General features: G+C 76.3%; 11 protein-coding genes. 7 read left to right on the top strand and 4 right to left on the bottom strand.

Annotated elements, in window-relative coordinates; all coding sequences use genetic code 11:
- Positions 1 to 34: 34 nt before the first annotated feature.
- Together O4J56_RS11875 and O4J56_RS11870 are read left to right on the top strand one after the other, a co-directional pair.
- A complete protein-coding gene (locus O4J56_RS11875; protein ID WP_270685786.1) occupies positions 35 to 1,012 on the top strand; it encodes an ABC transporter substrate-binding protein in 978 nt (325 codons plus the stop codon).
- Entirely contained in the window at positions 1,009 to 3,066 is a 2,058-nt protein-coding gene (locus O4J56_RS11870) for an iron ABC transporter permease (RefSeq protein WP_270685785.1), read from the top strand. The genes O4J56_RS11875 and O4J56_RS11870 overlap by 4 nt, the downstream gene beginning before the upstream one ends.
- Positions 3,067 to 3,172: 106 nt before the next feature.
- On the opposite strand, the gene O4J56_RS11865 is transcribed toward O4J56_RS11870, so the two are convergent.
- A complete protein-coding gene (locus O4J56_RS11865; protein ID WP_270685784.1) occupies positions 3,173 to 5,023 on the bottom strand; it encodes a helix-hairpin-helix domain-containing protein in 1,851 nt (616 codons plus the stop codon).
- A gap of 80 nt (positions 5,024 to 5,103) precedes the next feature.
- Positions 5,104 to 6,054, bottom strand: a complete 951-nt coding sequence (locus O4J56_RS11860) for an aldo/keto reductase (protein WP_270685783.1) — start codon at positions 6,052 to 6,054, stop codon at positions 5,104 to 5,106.
- 305 nt (positions 6,055 to 6,359) lie between these two features.
- Here O4J56_RS11860 and O4J56_RS11855 point away from each other — a divergent pair, with 305 nt between their 5' ends.
- From O4J56_RS11855 to O4J56_RS11840, 4 genes are read left to right on the top strand one after another with little or no spacing between them, the layout of a single operon-like run.
- Entirely contained in the window at positions 6,360 to 7,580 is a 1,221-nt protein-coding gene (locus O4J56_RS11855) for an undecaprenyl-diphosphate phosphatase (RefSeq protein WP_270685782.1), read from the top strand.
- Between the two features lie 53 nt (positions 7,581 to 7,633).
- Complete coding sequence (locus tag O4J56_RS11850) at positions 7,634 to 8,359, top strand: histidine phosphatase family protein (protein WP_270685781.1); 726 nt, start codon at positions 7,634 to 7,636, stop codon at positions 8,357 to 8,359.
- A gap of 51 nt (positions 8,360 to 8,410) precedes the next feature.
- A complete protein-coding gene (locus O4J56_RS11845; RefSeq protein ID WP_270685780.1) occupies positions 8,411 to 8,992 on the top strand; it encodes a DUF3090 domain-containing protein in 582 nt (193 codons plus the stop codon).
- Positions 8,993 to 9,000: 8 nt separating this feature from the next.
- Complete coding sequence (locus tag O4J56_RS11840; protein WP_270685779.1) at positions 9,001 to 9,723, top strand: SCO1664 family protein; 723 nt, start codon at positions 9,001 to 9,003, stop codon at positions 9,721 to 9,723.
- On the opposite strand, the gene O4J56_RS11835 is transcribed toward O4J56_RS11840, so the two are convergent.
- The gene (locus tag O4J56_RS11835) at positions 9,678 to 10,382 is read right to left on the bottom strand and encodes a TetR/AcrR family transcriptional regulator (protein ID WP_270685778.1); all 705 of its coding nucleotides are present in this window, start codon (positions 10,380 to 10,382) and stop codon (positions 9,678 to 9,680) included. The two genes, O4J56_RS11840 and O4J56_RS11835, sit on opposite strands and share 46 nt — an antisense overlap.
- Positions 10,383 to 10,398: 16 nt before the next feature.
- On the opposite strand from O4J56_RS11835, the gene O4J56_RS11830 reads away from it, so the two are divergent.
- Positions 10,399 to 11,598, top strand: a complete 1,200-nt coding sequence (locus O4J56_RS11830; RefSeq protein ID WP_270685777.1) for a cytochrome P450 — start codon at positions 10,399 to 10,401, stop codon at positions 11,596 to 11,598.
- On the opposite strand, the gene O4J56_RS11825 is transcribed toward O4J56_RS11830, so the two are convergent.
- Positions 11,588 to 14,080 (bottom strand): HAD-IC family P-type ATPase, encoded by a 2,493-nt coding sequence (locus O4J56_RS11825; RefSeq protein WP_270685776.1) that lies wholly within the window; start codon positions 14,078 to 14,080, stop codon positions 11,588 to 11,590. The genes O4J56_RS11830 and O4J56_RS11825 overlap by 11 nt on opposite strands.
- Positions 14,081 to 14,281 lie beyond the last annotated feature (201 nt).

The raw sequence follows: 14,281 nt of genomic DNA, 5'->3' as shown, positions 1-14,281 counted from the left end.
CCATCACCGAGAAGAACAAGGAACGGCGTCCCCCATGACCAGAGCGCTCATCGCGGTACCGGCCGCGGCCCTCGCCCTCGCACTGACCACCGCCGGATGCGGAGCCGCGGGCGACCGGGCCGGGACCTCCGGCGGCGGCGGGAACGGCGGCGGCGCCGTCACCCTGGAGCACACCCTCGGCGAGCTGGAGCTGGACGCGCCCGCCACCGACGTCGTCGCCCTGGAGTGGACCTACGCCGAGGACCTCCAGGCGCTCGGGGTCACCCCCGCCGGGGTCGCCGACGTCGAGGGCTACGACCAGTGGGTCACCGCCGGGCCGCGCTTCGACGAGGGCGTCGAGGACGTCGGCACCCGCGACGCGCCCAGCCTGGAGTCGATCCGCGCGCTCGACCCGGACCTGATCATCACCTCCGAGCTGCGCTCCGGCGAGAACCTCGAACAGCTCCAGGACATCGCCCCCACGCTCGTCTTCGACCCCTACGCCGCCGACGGCGAGTACGCCGAGATGCGGGCCACCTTCGCGACCATCGGCACCGCCGTCGGCAAGGAGGACGAGGCCCAGGAGGTGCTCGACGGCCTCGACGCGCGCCTGGAGGAGCTGAAGGGCGAGCTCGCCGACGCCGGGGCGGACGGCGCCGAGGTGACCGTCGCCCGCGGCTACACCGCCGACGGCGCCGCGGTGGTGGAACTCCTCACCGACTCCACCGTCCCCGGGGCGCTCCTGGGCGAGCTGGGGCTGGCCAACGCCTGGACGGCGGACGCCGACGCCTACGGGATGAGCAAGGTCGACGTGGAGGGCCTGACCGAGGTGGAGGACTCCCACCTGGTCTACGTCGCCGCCGAGGACGACAACGTCTTCACCGGCGACCTCGACGGCAACGAGCTCTGGCAGGACCTGGAGTTCGTCGAGGAGGACCGGGTGCACGCCCTGGACCCGGGCACCTGGTACTTCGGTGGGCCCCTCTCGTCGCGGCAGGTGGCCGAGGAGATCACCGCCGCCCTCACCGCGTGAGCGCCCCCGCACCCCCGGTCGCCTCCGCCGCCCCCGCCGCCCGCTCCGGGCGCCGGGGGCCGTCCGCCGCGGCCGCGGTCGGCGGCGGCGCGCTGGCACTGGCGGTCATCGCACTGCTGCACCTGTCCCACGGCCGGGGCGGGGTCGGCCCGGCCGACCTTCCCGCGCTGATCGCCGGGGACGAGCACGTGCGGGCCGTGCTGCTGGGCGGGCGGCTGCCGCGCACCCTGGCCGGGGTCGTGGCCGGGGCGGCCTTCGCCGTCTCCGGCGCCCTGCTGCAGTCGGCGGTGCGCAACCCGCTCGCCGCCCCCGACACCCTGGGCGTGACCGCGGGCGGCTACCTGGCGATGGTGGCCGCCACCGTCACCGGGCTGTCCTTCGGCGACCTGCCGCGCGGCGCGATCGCGTTCCTGGGCGGCCTGGCCGCGGCCGCCGTCGTGCACGCCGTGGCGGGCGGCCGCAACGGCTCCTCGCACCTGGTGCTGGCCGGGGTGTCGGTGTCGCTGGCGCTGTCCAGCGTCAGCGCCCTGCTGGTGATGCTCTTCGAGGCCGAGACCGGGGCGGTGTTCTTCTGGGGCCACGGGTCGCTGGCCGTCGCGGACACCGGCCGGTCGCTGTCGGCGCTGCCGCTGCTGGCGGCCGGCCTGGCCGGAGGGCTGCTTTTGGCCCGGGCCCTGGACATCCTCGGCACCGGCGACGACACCGCGCGCGGGCTGGGCGTGCCCGTGGGCAGGGTGCGGGCGGGCGCCGTGCTGCTGTCGGTGCTGCTGGCCGCGGGCGCGGTCGCGGTCACCGGGCCGATCGGGTTCATCGGGCTGGCCGCGCCGCACATCGTCCGGCTCTGCGGGGTCCGCCGCCACCTGCTCCTGCTGCCCGCCGCGGCGCTGTGGGGCGCCTCCCTGCTGCTCGCGGCCGACCTGCTGGCCCGCGTCACCTCGCCCACCGGGAACGAGGTCCCGGCCGGGGTGGTGGCCGCGCTGTTCGGCGCCCCCCTCTTCCTGGTCCTGGCGCGCAGGCTGCCGGTGGAGCCCGCGGCTCCGGGCACCGCGGCACCGACGCGGCGCGGGCGCCGGATCCCGGCGGTGCCCGTGGTGGCCGGAGGCACGGTCCTGCTGGGCGTGCTGCTGGCCGCCGGCCTGCTGGCGGGGGACGTGGTGGTGCCGCCGGGCGAGCTGGTCGCGCTGGCCACGGGCGACGGCGGCGACCTTGCGCGGACGGTGGTGGCCGAGTACCGGCTGCCGCGGCTGCTGGTCGCCGCGCTCGCCGGGGCGATGCTGGCCGTGGCGGGCGGCATCGTGCAGACGGTGGCCCGCAACCCGATGGCGGACCTGACCGTGATGGGCGTCAGCGGCGGGGCGGGCTTCGGCGCCGCGCTGGTCCTGGTGGCGCTGCCGATGGTGCCCTACGCGGTGCTGCCGGTGGCGGCCTTCGCGGGGGCGGCGGCCGCCTTCGCCACCGCCTACGGGCTGTCCCGGCGCGGCGGGTCGGTGGCGCCGGAGCGGCTGGTACTGGTGGGCATCGGCATGTTCGCGCTCACCACGGCCGCCACGAACTACCTGGTCACGGGGGCGCAGTTCCGCACCGCCCAGGCGCTGCGGTGGCTGTCGGGCAGCACCTACGCCCGTGACACCACCGACCTGCTGGTGCTGGGGGCGACGACCGCCCTGGCGGCGGTGCCGCTGGCCGTGGCGCTGCGCAGGATCGACCTGCTGGCCCTGGGCGAGGACACGCCCCGCACGCTGGGGCTCCCGCTGGAGCGGACGCGGCTGTGGGTGCTGGCGCTGGCCGTCGCCCTGGCGGCGAGCGCGGTGGCGGTGGTGGGCACGGTGGCCTTCGTCGGCCTGGTGGCCCCGCACGCGGCCCGCATGCTGACGGGCTCGCGGGCGCACCGGCTGCTGCCGGTGGCGGGGCTGTTCGGGGCGGCGCTGATGGTGGTGGCCGACACGGTGGGAAGGACGGTGATCGCCCCGGCCGAGATCCCGTCGGGCCTGCTGGCCGCGGTGATCGGCACCCCGTACTTCGCCTGGCGCCTCCGCCGCGACCGGAAGGGGTGAGGCCGGATCAAGGGCGGTCACGGGAGATCGCGGACGCCGCCGCGGCCGTCCGGCTAGCCTCGCTCCCAGGGAAAAGGCACGTCCTCTGGAATCGTGAGGCCTCCAGCTACCCCTCCCGGATGATGTCGCGTAGGCGGGTGGTGCGGGGCAGGGACGTCTTCTCCTTCACGGCCTCGGCCAGTTCCGGGCCCGCCGCGTGCACGATGGACACGTGGCGCACGCCCCGGGTCAGGGCCGTGTACACCTGTGGGCGCGACCCCCGCGTCTCAGGACCGAACACCGCCACGGCCCCCGGCCAGCGCGAGCCGTGTGCGGCGGCCACCGTCACCGCCCAGCCCGGCCGCAGATGCGCCGGGTCCACGGGCACCGGCGCGCCGCCGCCCGCGAGCTCCACGTGCGGGCGCTCGTCGCCCTCCGGACCGGTGCGCAGGTGGCCCACGTCGCCCGCCGAATAGCCGGGGCCGCCGCCCGACAGCAGCACCCTGTCGCCCGCGTCCAGCCCGCCGAGTGCGCCGGGGCCGGGGTTGAAGCGCTCCTTGCAGGCCTTGTTGAGGGCGTCGGTCCCCGCCTCGCCGCCGCGCGTGGCGGCCACGATCTGCACCTGCTCGGCCGCGATGCCCAGCGCCCGGGGGATCGAGTCGCCCACGAGCTGCACCGCCCGGTGCGCCGCCTCGGCGCCCGAGGACGCGGGCACCAGCACGACCTCCCGGTCGGGCGCCTCCACCCGCGCCAGGTCGCCCCCGGCGACGGCGGCGGCCAGCTCTCCGAGCGGCCCGGGGGAGGGGGCGTCGGGCAGGTCGGCGACGGCGGCCATCCGCGACTCGGCCACGTCCCGCACCACCTGGCCGGGCCGGGCCGACGGCGCCTCGGCGGGGTCGGCGAGCAGCACAAGGTGGGTGCCGTCTTCGCACGCCTCGACCAGGGCGGCCGCGCGCTCCACGTCCAGCGCCATGGCGTCGGAGACCACGACGATCCCGGCGGGCACCGGGCCACCGGCCGCCAGGAGCCGCCCGAGCGGCACCGCCTCGACGGCGACGACGGGGGAGGGGGCCGCTCCTTCTTGGGGGGTCTCCTCGTCCTCCGTGTCGGTCCCGGCGGCCTGCTCCGCCTCCGGTGCGCCCTCCCCGGAGACGGCGCCCGGCGCGGCGGCCGCGAGGGCGCCGCCCAGCAGCTCGTTGAGCACCGCCGCCGACTGGGCGGTGGGGGAGGCGACCGCCAGCCCGACACCGCTGTCCTCGGCCGCTGCGGCCAGGCACGCCAGGGTGTGGCGCACCGCCGCGCCCGCCGCCGGGCCGTGCCGCAGCACCGTCACCCCGCGCATGATCGCGGCGATCGCCGCCGCGGACGTCTCCGCCTCCACGTCCTCGCCGATGCGCTCGGCGGCGGCCTCGGCGGTCTCCGAGGCGGTCGCCGGGTCCATGATGGGCTCGCTGGTGCCGATCAGCCGCGCCAGGCCCTCGCCCAGCTCCTGCTCGGCCAGGCCCACGCGGGTGGGGGCCAGGAAGCGGTCCGGGTCGGGCATCTCCGGGGCCTCGCCGTCCTCGAACCCGTCGTCGGCGTCTTCGGGGAAGACCTCGAACACCATGGCCGAGCCGTCGTCCAGCGCCGCCTCGACGGCCGCGCCGGGGTCGGCGATCCGCATGCCGCGCAGGGCCCGGCCCAGCTCGCGCTCCTCCACGGCCGTGGAGCCCTCCCGCACGGCGGCGGCCAGCGCCCGGCCGACCAGGGCCCGGCCGCGCCGGGGGTCGTCGGGGGCGGCGGCGTCGCCCAGGGCGCGGCGGGCGCAGAAGTCGGCCTGGTCGGGCGTGACCGCGGGCAGCGCCAGCAGCCGCCAGGGGTCCGCGGCCAGCTCTTCGGCGGCGCCGGGGCCCAGCGCACCGACCAGCGGCCCGGCCAGGGACTCCGGTGCGCCCATCCCCGCCAGCACGGCGGCGGTGCGCTCGGGGGCGTCTGACATGCGGGAAGCGTCCTCTCCACGGGGCGGTCGACGAGAGAGCAGCCTAGCGAGGAACTCCGACGACGGCGTCCGTCCCCGGCTCACCGCTTCCGGGAGGCGTCGTCCAGCGCCTCGCGGATCTCCTCCGGCAGGTGGACGTCGTCGGTGCCGAGGATCTCGTCGAGCTGGGCCGCCGTGCGCGGGCCGATGGCCACCGACACCACCCCCGGCCGGTCGCGCACCCAGCTCAGGGCCACCGCCAGGGGGGACACGCCCAGCCCTTCGGCCGCCGTGCACACCGACTCCACCACCCGGCGGCTCGGCTCGCCCAGGTAGGGCTCCACGTACGGCGCCATCTGCGGCCGGGAGGCGCGGGACCCCTGCGGGACGCCCCGCCGGTACTTGCCGCTCAGCACCCCGCGCCCCAGCGAGGCCCAGGCGATCACCCCCGCCCCCAGCGCCGCGGCCGCCGGCAGCAGGTCGCGCTCGGGCTCCCGGCACAGCAGCGAGTACTCGGCCGCCGCCGTCACCACCGGGTTGCGCCCGGGCGCCGCCGCGCGCTGCCAGGCCGCGTACGCGGCGAACTGCCACGCCGTCGTGTTGCCCACGCCCACATAGCGCGCCTTGCCCGACTCCACCGCCGCGTCCAGCGCCGACAGCGTCTCCTCGAACGGGGTGGCCGGATCGTGGGCGTGCAGCTGCCACAGGTCCACATGGTCGGTCTGCAGCCGCCGCAGCGACGCCTCCAGCGAGGCGAGCAGGTGCCGCCGGGAGGTGTCCACCGGCCGGTGGCCGTCGGTGGCGTGCCCCGTCTTGGTGGCGATGATCACATCACTGCGCCGCACCACCCCGTTGAGGAGGCGGCCCAGGACGCGCTCGCCCTCGCCCCCGTTGTACACGTCGGCGGTGTCGACCAGCGTCCCCCCGGCGTCGACGAAGGCGGTCAGCAGATCCGAGGCCTCCGCCTGGTCGGTGTCGTTGCCCCAGGTCATGGTCCCCAGGGCGGTGGACGACACCCACAGCCCCGAGCCGCCCGCCTGTCGCTGTTCCATGGCGTGCGAGGTTACCCGGTCGGAGGGCGGGCGGCGGAGGCCCGCCGGAAGAACCCCAGTTCGGGCGGGATGCGGCGGTCCGGCCGGAAGGCGCCGTCGGCCCGACCGGAACGGCCGGGGCCCGTGTGGGCCCTGCTCGCGCGCGCGGAACGGGGTAGTAAGCTGCCCGAGTCGCCGCCGGAGGAGACGGTCGGGGCGCCGGTCGGAGCCGGCCGGCCCCACCCCGCGGCGGCGGACCGCCCAGACTCCCGCCGCGTCCCCGCCGCGGCCCTTCGCCGAACCTGCCGACTGGAGCCGAGCCCGCCGTGTCCATCATCGAGGCCATCATCCTTGGACTCGTCCAAGGGCTGACCGAAATGCTGCCGATCTCGTCGAGCGGGCACCTGAGGGTGATCTCCGCGTTCTTCGGGTGGCCCGACCCGGGGGCGGCGTTCACCGCGGTCAGCCAGATCGGCACCGAGCTCGCGGTGCTGATCTACTTCCGCCAGCGGATCTGGGCGATCCTGTCCACGTGGACCCGCTCCCTGTTCGACAAGGAGCTGCGCCGCGACATCAACGCCCGGATGGGCTGGTACGTCATCATCGGCACCCTGCCCATCGGCGTGCTGGGGCTGCTGCTGGAGGAGCAGATCGACACGGTCTTCCGGGACCTGCGGCTGATCGCGCTCACCCTGATCGTGTTCGGCGTCATCCTCGGCGCCACCGACCGCTACACCCGCAAGCACCGGGTGCTGGCCGACCTGACCGTCACCCGCGGCGTCACCTTCGGCCTCTTCCAGTGCCTGGCGCTCATCCCCGGCGTCTCCCGCTCCGGCGGCACCATCACCGGCGGGATGCTGATGGGCTTCAAGCGCAAGGACGCCGCCGAGTTCTCCTTCCTGCTGGCCATGCCCGCGGTGTTCGCCTCGGGCCTGTACAAGATGACCGACATCGGCGGCAACGAGTACGCGGGCTGGCTGGCCACCGCGGTGGGCACCCTCGTGGCGGGCGTCGTCGGGTACGTCGTGGTGGCGTGGCTGATGAAGTTCATCTCCACGCACAGCTTCATGCCCTTCGTCTACTACCGCATCGGCCTGGGCGTGCTGGTGCTGACGCTGGTCAGCTTCGGCGTGCTGGACCCCCAGGGCGGCACCGAGGAGCGCCACGACAAGGGCGAGGTCGTCGCCGACGCCTCCCCGGAGCCGAGCGAGGAGCCCTCCCCGTCGCCCTCGCAGGAGCCGTCGCCCTCTCCGAGCACCGACCCGGCCACCGGCTGGGAGATCGACCCCGAAGTGGGGCTGCCGGTCAACCCTGAGTCGGGCCTGCACTACGACCCCGAGCTGCAGATGGACGTGTCCCTGGACCCGGAGACCGGGCTGCCGGTCAACCCCCTCACCGGCCAGACCTACGACCCCAAGGAGCGCGACGCCGCCCAGGACGGCACCGCCGACGGCGGCGAGGGCACCGCGGGCGGCCAGGCCGGCCAGGACGCCACCGGGCAGCAGCAGGGCACCGGGCAGGGCCAGGAGGGCGTGCCCACCGGCTGACCCGGGGCCGCCCCGGCGGGCGGCCCGGCGCCGTTGGACTACCCTGGACGGCCATGGGCACCCCAGCGAACGCCTCCGCCACCCTCGTCCTGCTCCGCCACGGCCTCACCGCCGTCACCGGCAGCGTCCTGGCGGGCCGCGCCCCCGGCATCGACCTGGACGACCGCGGACGGCGCCAGGCCGAGGACACCGCCCGCCGCCTGGCCGGGCTGCACCTGGACGCGATCGTCACCAGCCCGCTGGAGCGGTGCCGCCAGACCGCGGAGCCGCTCGCCGCCGCCCTGGGCCTGGACCCCGTGGTCGACGAGCGCTTCAGCGAGTGCGATTACGGCACCTGGACCGGGCGGACCCTGGAGGAGCTCAAGGACGAGCCCGAGTGGCCCGTCGTCCAGCAGCACCCCTCGGCCGCCCGCTTCCCCGGCGGGGAGTCCCTCGCGCAGGTCTCCGCCCGTGCCGTGGAGGCCGTGCGCGACTGGAACGCGCGCCTGACCGCCGCCTCCGGCACCGGCCGCCCCCGCTACCTGGTCTGCGCCCACGGCGACGTGATCAAGGCGGTCGCCGCCGACGCCCTGGGCATGCACCTGGACCTGTTCCAGCGCATCCAGGTCGACCCGTGCTCGGTCACCGCCGTCCGCTACACGGCCGCCCGGCCGTTCCTGCTGCGCCTCAACGACGTCGGCGCGACCGCCGACGGCCTGGCGCCGCCCCCGCAGGAGGGGGCCCAGGAGGAGGGCGGGGACGCCGTCGTCGGCGGCGGCGCGGGCGCCGCCCGCCTGTGACCGGGGCGGTCCCGATCGCCCCGGGGCCCGTGATCCTCTAGGGTTCTTGGCATGTCGCTGTACTTGTACGACCCGCCGAACCGCTTCGTGGCCGGCACCGTCGGCCAGCCTGGGGAGCGGACCTTCTTCCTCCAGGCGAGCGGAGGCGGCCGCATCACCTCCGTCGTTCTGGAGAAGGCCCAGGTGTCCGCGCTCGCCGAGCGCGTGGAGGAGCTGCTGGAGGAGGTGCGGGTGCGCTTCGGCGACCCGCTGCCCGAGGCCGCGGGCAACGGGGGCGACGTCGACGACGACCCCCTGGAGCAGCCCATCGACGAGGACTTCCGGGTGGGCACACTGGCCCTGGCCTGGGACGCCGAGGCCTCCCGCGTGATCATCGAGGCCCAGGAGGCCGTGCAGGAGGCGGACGGGGAGTCCGAGGAGCAGGGCGAGGTGGAGGTCTTCAGCGAGACCGCCCCCGCCGACCGCGACGTGCTGCGGGTGCACCTGACGCCGTCGGCCGCGCGCGCCTTCGCCGGGCGCGCCATGCGCGTCGTCGCCGCCGGGCGGCCCAACTGCCCGCTGTGCGGGCGGCCGCTGGACCCCGCGGGGCACATCTGCCCCCGCCAGAACGGCTACCGGCCCGCGGGCGCGTGACCGGGGGGATGTCCGGCGCCGAGGCCGCGGAGCTGCTGCGCACCGGCACGCTGGAGGTCGTGGGGCGGCTGACCGCCGCCTCCAACGCCACGTTCTACGCCACCGTCTCCTCCCCGGAGGGGGAGGCGGCCTGCGTGTACAAGCCGGTGGCGGGGGAGCGCCCGCTGTGGGACTTCCCTGACGGGACCCTGGCCGGGCGCGAGGTCGCGGCCTTCGCCGTCTCCGAGGCGCTGGGGTGGGGCGTGGTGCCGCCGACCGTGCACCGCGACGGGCCCTTCGGCGAGGGCATGGTGCAGCTGTGGGTGGACGCCGACCCCGAGGTGGACCTGGTCGCCCTGGCCCGGGACGAGCAGAGCGGGCCGCTGCGCCGGATGGCCGTCTTCGACGCGGTCATCAACAACTCCGACCGCAAGATCGGGCACCTGCTGCCGCTGCCCGGCGGGCACCTGCACGGGTGCGACCACGGGGTGGCCTTCGCCGAGGAGTACAAGCTGCGCACGGTCCTGTGGCAGTGGCAGGGCGAGCCGCTGACGGAGGAGGCGGTGGAGGGCCTGGAGTCCCTGTACGGACGCCTGGAGGAGCACGGCGGCGAGCTGTCGGCGGAACTGGACCGCCACCTGACCGCGCCCGAGCGCTACGCCCTGCGCAGGCGGGTGGAGCTGCTCCTGGAGCACAAGGTGCACCCCTACCCGTCCCCGGCCTGGCCCGCCGTCCCCTGGCCGCCGGTGTAGAGGGCACCTGCGGCCGGCCGGGGGGCCGCGGCGGCGATGACGCCGTGCACCGCCGCCTCCACCCGCAGGTGCGCGGTCTCCGGGTCGGGGCCGCCCGCGTCCAGCCACGCGATGACCGCCTCGATCGCCACCACCGGCACCAGGCGGTACGCCCACTCGGCCCAGGCCCCCTCGGGCAGCCGCCCCGCCAGGTTCTCGCGTGTGGCGGCGGTTGAGGACGCGGCCAAGGAATCGACCACGTCGCGGAACTCCGGTTCGCGGGCCGCGTGGCGGAACAGCAGCCGGAAGCCGTCCGGGTCGGCGGCGGCGGCGCGCAGCAGGGCCGGGAGGGTGGTCCCGTCGAACCCTTCCGTGCCCGTCCGTCCGGCGAGGCGCTCGCACGAGCGGTCGAGGACCGCCCGGTACAGCGCGTTCTTGGACTCGAAGTGCCGGTACAGCAGCACCCGGGTGATGCCCGCCTCGGCGGCGACCTCGTCCAGGCCGGTGGCCGCGTAGCCGCTGCGGGCGAAGGCGCGCGCGGCGGCGTCGAGGATCTGGTCGCGCCGCTGTGCCCGGGGGAGCCGGCGCGCGGCGGCGCCGGTGCGCGCCCGCGCGCGCTCGTCGGTCCCGTCCATCCCGTCCATGCGCTCCCCTCCAGATGTTGACTTCGGAGTATACATGTGCTCTTGTTTCCTCATGGATGTACACACCGATGTAAACAAGAGCCCGGAGGTCCGGCTGCCGTTCGACCGGCCCCACCCGCTGCGCACCCCGCCGGAGCTGCGGCGGCTGATCGACCGGGGCCCCGTCCACCGGGTGCGGACCGCCGTGGGGCACGGCGCGTGGCTGGTCACCGACCACGCCCTGGTGCGCGCCCTGCTCGACGACGCGCGCCTGGGACGCTCCCACCCCGACCCCGACAACGCGGCCCGGACCGGCGCCTCGGCGCTCTTCGGCGGCCCGGTCGGCGACCCCGCCACCGAGGACGCCGACCACGCGCGCATGCGCGCCCTGCTGCGGCCGCACTTCACCCCCGGGCGCATGCGGGCCCTGCGCCCGCGGATCGCGGAGATCACCGCCGGGCTGCTCGACGGCCTGGCCCGCCGCGACCCGCCCGCCGACCTGGTCACCGCCCTGGCGCTGCCGCTGCCCGTCACCGTGATCTGCGAGCTGCTGGGGGTGCCCGGGGCCGACCGGGACCGCTTCGGCGCCTGGGCCCGGGCCGCCGCCGACGTGACCGACCGCGCCCGCTCCGAACAGGGCCTGGCCGACCTCTTCGGCTACGGGCGCGAACTGGTCGAGCGCAAGCGCTCCGAGCCCGGCGACGACGTCCTCTCCCGCCTGGCGGCCACCGAGGGCGTCAGCGGCGACGAGGCGGCGATGCTGGCCATGTCCCTGCTGTTCGCCGGGTACGAGACCACCACCGCCGCCCTCGGGCTGGGCGTGCTGCTGCTGTTGGACCGGCCCGTCCACTGGCGGCGGCTGCGGGAGGCCCCCGACCTCGCGGCCCCCGCGGTCGAGGAGGTGCTCAGGGCCCCGGCCAGGGGAAGCGGCGGCATCCCCCGGTACGCCCGCACCGACCTCGACATCGCCGGGGCCCACGTGCGCGCGGGCGACCTCGTCCTCCTGGACACCGGTGCCGCCAACCACGACCCGGCGGTGTTCACCGACCCCGACCGGTTCGACCCCGCCCGCCGCGAAGGGGCCCACCTGTCCTTCGGACACGGCGCCCGGTACTGCATCGGGGCGCCTCTGGCCAGGATCGAGCTGCACGAGGCCCTGACCGCACTCGTGTCCCGGTTCCCGGGGATGCGCCTAGCGGTGCCGGCCGAAGACCTCCCGCTCGACCGGGACGTCCTCGTGACGGGCCTGACCTCGCTGCCCGTCACCTGGTGACGCACTCCCGGGGCGGCTCCCCGACCTCTCCGGCCGCGCCCTCCGGGCGGGCCTCCTCCCGGGCCATCAGGCGGTCGTCGACCAGCCGGACCGCGGTGATCAGCGCCATCGCCGCGGCCGCCACGGCCAGCCCGGTCCAGAGCTTGCCCGGCTCGCTCACGTCCAAGGCGAAGAACGCCTGCCCCACCGGCGTCAGCATCGCCGTCAGCAGCAGCCCCACCATCGCCCCGACCAGCACCGTCTTCCACCACACGTACGGCTTGGCCACCAGCAGCAGCACCCACAGCGTGGTCGCGCACAGCGTCACCACCACCGCCGTGCGGTCCGCCGGGTCCGGCACCGACCGGCCGCCCAGCACCAGCAGGTAGGTCGTCACCGCCGCCGCCCCGGCGATCAGCCCCGAGGGGACCGCCAGCCGCAGCGTCCGCCGCACGAACCCCGGCCGCGCCCGCTCGGTGTTGGGCGCCAGCGCCAGGAAGAACGACGGGATGCCGAACGTCACCGCGTTGATCAGCGTCGCGTGCCGCGGGAAGAACGGGTAGGCCACCGACAGCACGCTGACCATCGTGGCCATCGTCATCGAGTACACGGTCTTGGTCAGGAACAGGTTGGCCACCCGCTCGATGTTGCCGATGACCCGCCGCCCCTCGGCCACCACCGCCGGCAGCGCCGAGAAGCGGTCGCCCAGCAGCACGATCTGCGCCACCGCGCGGGAGGCCGGGCTGCCCGCCCCCATGGCCACCCCGATGTCGGCCTCCTTGAGCGCCAGCACGTCGTTGACGCCGTCGCCGGTCATCGCGACCGTGCGGCCGCGCGCCCGCAGCCCCCGCACCAGGTCCCGCTTCTGCTCGGGGGTGACCCGGCCGAACACCGAGGCGCGGTCGGCCTCCTCGGCGAACCCGTCCGGGTCGACGGGCAGCTCGCGCGCGTCCCGGGGCTCGTCGGCGCCTGGGAGCTCCACCGCCCGGGCCACCGCGCCCACCGACACCGCGTTGTCGCCGGAGACGATCTTGACCCGCACGTCCTGCCCGGCGAAGAAGTCCAGGGTGTCCTTGGCGTCGTCGCGCAGCCGCTGGTCCAGCACGACCAGCGCCACCGGCCGCACCGGCCCCGGCGCCCCCGGCGCGTCCACCCGCTCGGCGGCCCGCCCCAGCAGCAGCACCCGCAGCCCGGTGCCGCCGATCCGCTCGGCCTCGGCCGCCTCCGGGCCGCCCGCGGGCGCCAGCACGTCGGGGGCGCCGAGCACCCAGTGCTCCTCGCCGTCCGGGGTGGCGAACGAGGCCCCGCTCCACTTGCGGGCCGAGGAGAACGCGGCCCGCGCCACGACCGTCCAGCCCTCCGGCGGCGCCCCCAGGGCCTCGGCGACCGCCGCGACGCTGGGGTTGGGGCGGGGGTCGGCCCCGGCCAGGGCCGCCAGGGCCTCCCGCGCCGGGGCGTCCCCGGCCCCGCCCATCTCGCGCACCTCGGCCAGCCGCATGCCGTTCTCGGTCAGGGTGCCGGTCTTGTCGGTGCACACCACGTCCACCCGGGCCAGCCCCTCGATGGCGGGCAGCTCCTGCACCAGGCAGCGGTGCCGCCCCAGCCGCACGACCCCCACCGCGAAGGCGATGCTCACCAGCAGCACCAGCCCTTCGGGCACCATCGACACCAGGGCGGCCACCATGCCGCGCAGCGCGTCCGCCAGCGGCCCGCCGATCTGCCCCTCACCGATCGCGCCGTCCACGGTGACCTGGTTGTTGAGGGCGAGCTGGCTGAACACCAGCAGCCCGCCGATGGGGAACAGGGCCCAGGTGATGAACCGCAGGATGCGGTCGATGCCCGAGCGCAGCTCGGAGTGGACCAGGCTGAACCGGCTCGCCTCCTCGGCCAGGCGGGCGGCGTAGGCGTGCCGCCCGACCTTGGAGGCGCGGTAGCGTCCCGTGCCCGCGACGATGAAGCTGCCCGACATGACCGTGTCCCCGGGCCGCTTGACCACGGGGTCGGCCTCACCGGTCAGCAGCGACTCGTCGACCTCCAGCGCCTCGGCGGCGACCACGGCCCCGTCCACCACGACCTGGTCGCCCGGGGCGCACTCGACCACGTCGTCCAGCACGATCTCCTGGGCGGTGACCGGGACGGCGGCGCCGTCGCGCACCACGCGCGGGCGCGCCGCGCTCACGATCGCCAGCCTGTCCAGCGTGCGCTTGGCGCGCAGCTCCTGCGCGATGCCGATGAGCGTGTTCACCACGATCACCATCGCGAACAGGCCGTCCTGGACCGGGCCGATCACCGCGATGATCGCGAACAGCACCGCCACCATGGCGTTGATCCGGGTGAGCACGTTGCCGCGGATGATCGCGCCGACGCTGCGGCTGGCCCGCACCGGGACGTCGTTGGTCCGCCCGTCGGCCACCCGCGCGGCGACCTCGGCCGCGGTCAGCCCCCGCCCGTCGTCGTCGGGCAGGGGGAGGGGCGGGTCCTGCTGATCGCGGGGGGCGGTCATGCACGCTCCAGTCGGTCGGTCGCGGGGCGGCCGGGGCCCACGTGGGCCGGGCGCGCCGTAGCAGAGCTTAGGGGACGTCCGGGGCACGGCGCGGTCGGGCAGGCCCGCCGGGCGCGGGTGGTGCCCGCACCCCGCCGCCGCCGCGGGGCGGCCGGGGCGCCATAGTGGTGGCAGCGCCGCCGCAGGAGGCACGACGGCGCC

Source organism: Nocardiopsis endophytica, from assembly GCF_027706725.1.
In the GTDB taxonomy this organism is placed as follows: Bacteria; Actinomycetota; Actinomycetes; order Streptosporangiales; family Streptosporangiaceae; genus Nocardiopsis_A; species Nocardiopsis_A endophytica.
The sequence above is the reverse complement of the archived record's forward strand: the minus strand, read 5'-3'. Positions and strand labels throughout refer to the sequence as shown.

What these genes read in the sequence shown, in the direction of transcription:
- O4J56_RS11875 (WP_270685786.1), top strand. Translation starts at nt 35, where the DNA reads ATGACCAGAGCGCTCATCGCGGTACCGGCCGCGGCCCTCGCCCTCGCA.
- O4J56_RS11865 (WP_270685784.1), bottom strand. Translation starts at nt 5,023, where the DNA reads ATGTCAGACGCCCCCGAGCGCACCGCCGCCGTGCTGGCGGGGATGGGC.
- O4J56_RS11860 (WP_270685783.1), bottom strand. Translation starts at nt 6,054, where the DNA reads ATGGAACAGCGACAGGCGGGCGGCTCGGGGCTGTGGGTGTCGTCCACC.
- O4J56_RS11850 (WP_270685781.1), top strand. Translation starts at nt 7,634, where the DNA reads ATGGGCACCCCAGCGAACGCCTCCGCCACCCTCGTCCTGCTCCGCCAC.
- O4J56_RS11845 (WP_270685780.1), top strand. Translation starts at nt 8,411, where the DNA reads ATGTCGCTGTACTTGTACGACCCGCCGAACCGCTTCGTGGCCGGCACC.
- O4J56_RS11840 (WP_270685779.1), top strand. Translation starts at nt 9,001, where the DNA reads ATGTCCGGCGCCGAGGCCGCGGAGCTGCTGCGCACCGGCACGCTGGAG.
- O4J56_RS11835 (WP_270685778.1), bottom strand. Translation starts at nt 10,382, where the DNA reads ATGTATACTCCGAAGTCAACATCTGGAGGGGAGCGCATGGACGGGATG.
- O4J56_RS11830 (WP_270685777.1), top strand. Translation starts at nt 10,399, where the DNA reads ATGGATGTACACACCGATGTAAACAAGAGCCCGGAGGTCCGGCTGCCG.
- O4J56_RS11825 (WP_270685776.1), bottom strand. Translation starts at nt 14,080, where the DNA reads ATGACCGCCCCCCGCGATCAGCAGGACCCGCCCCTCCCCCTGCCCGAC.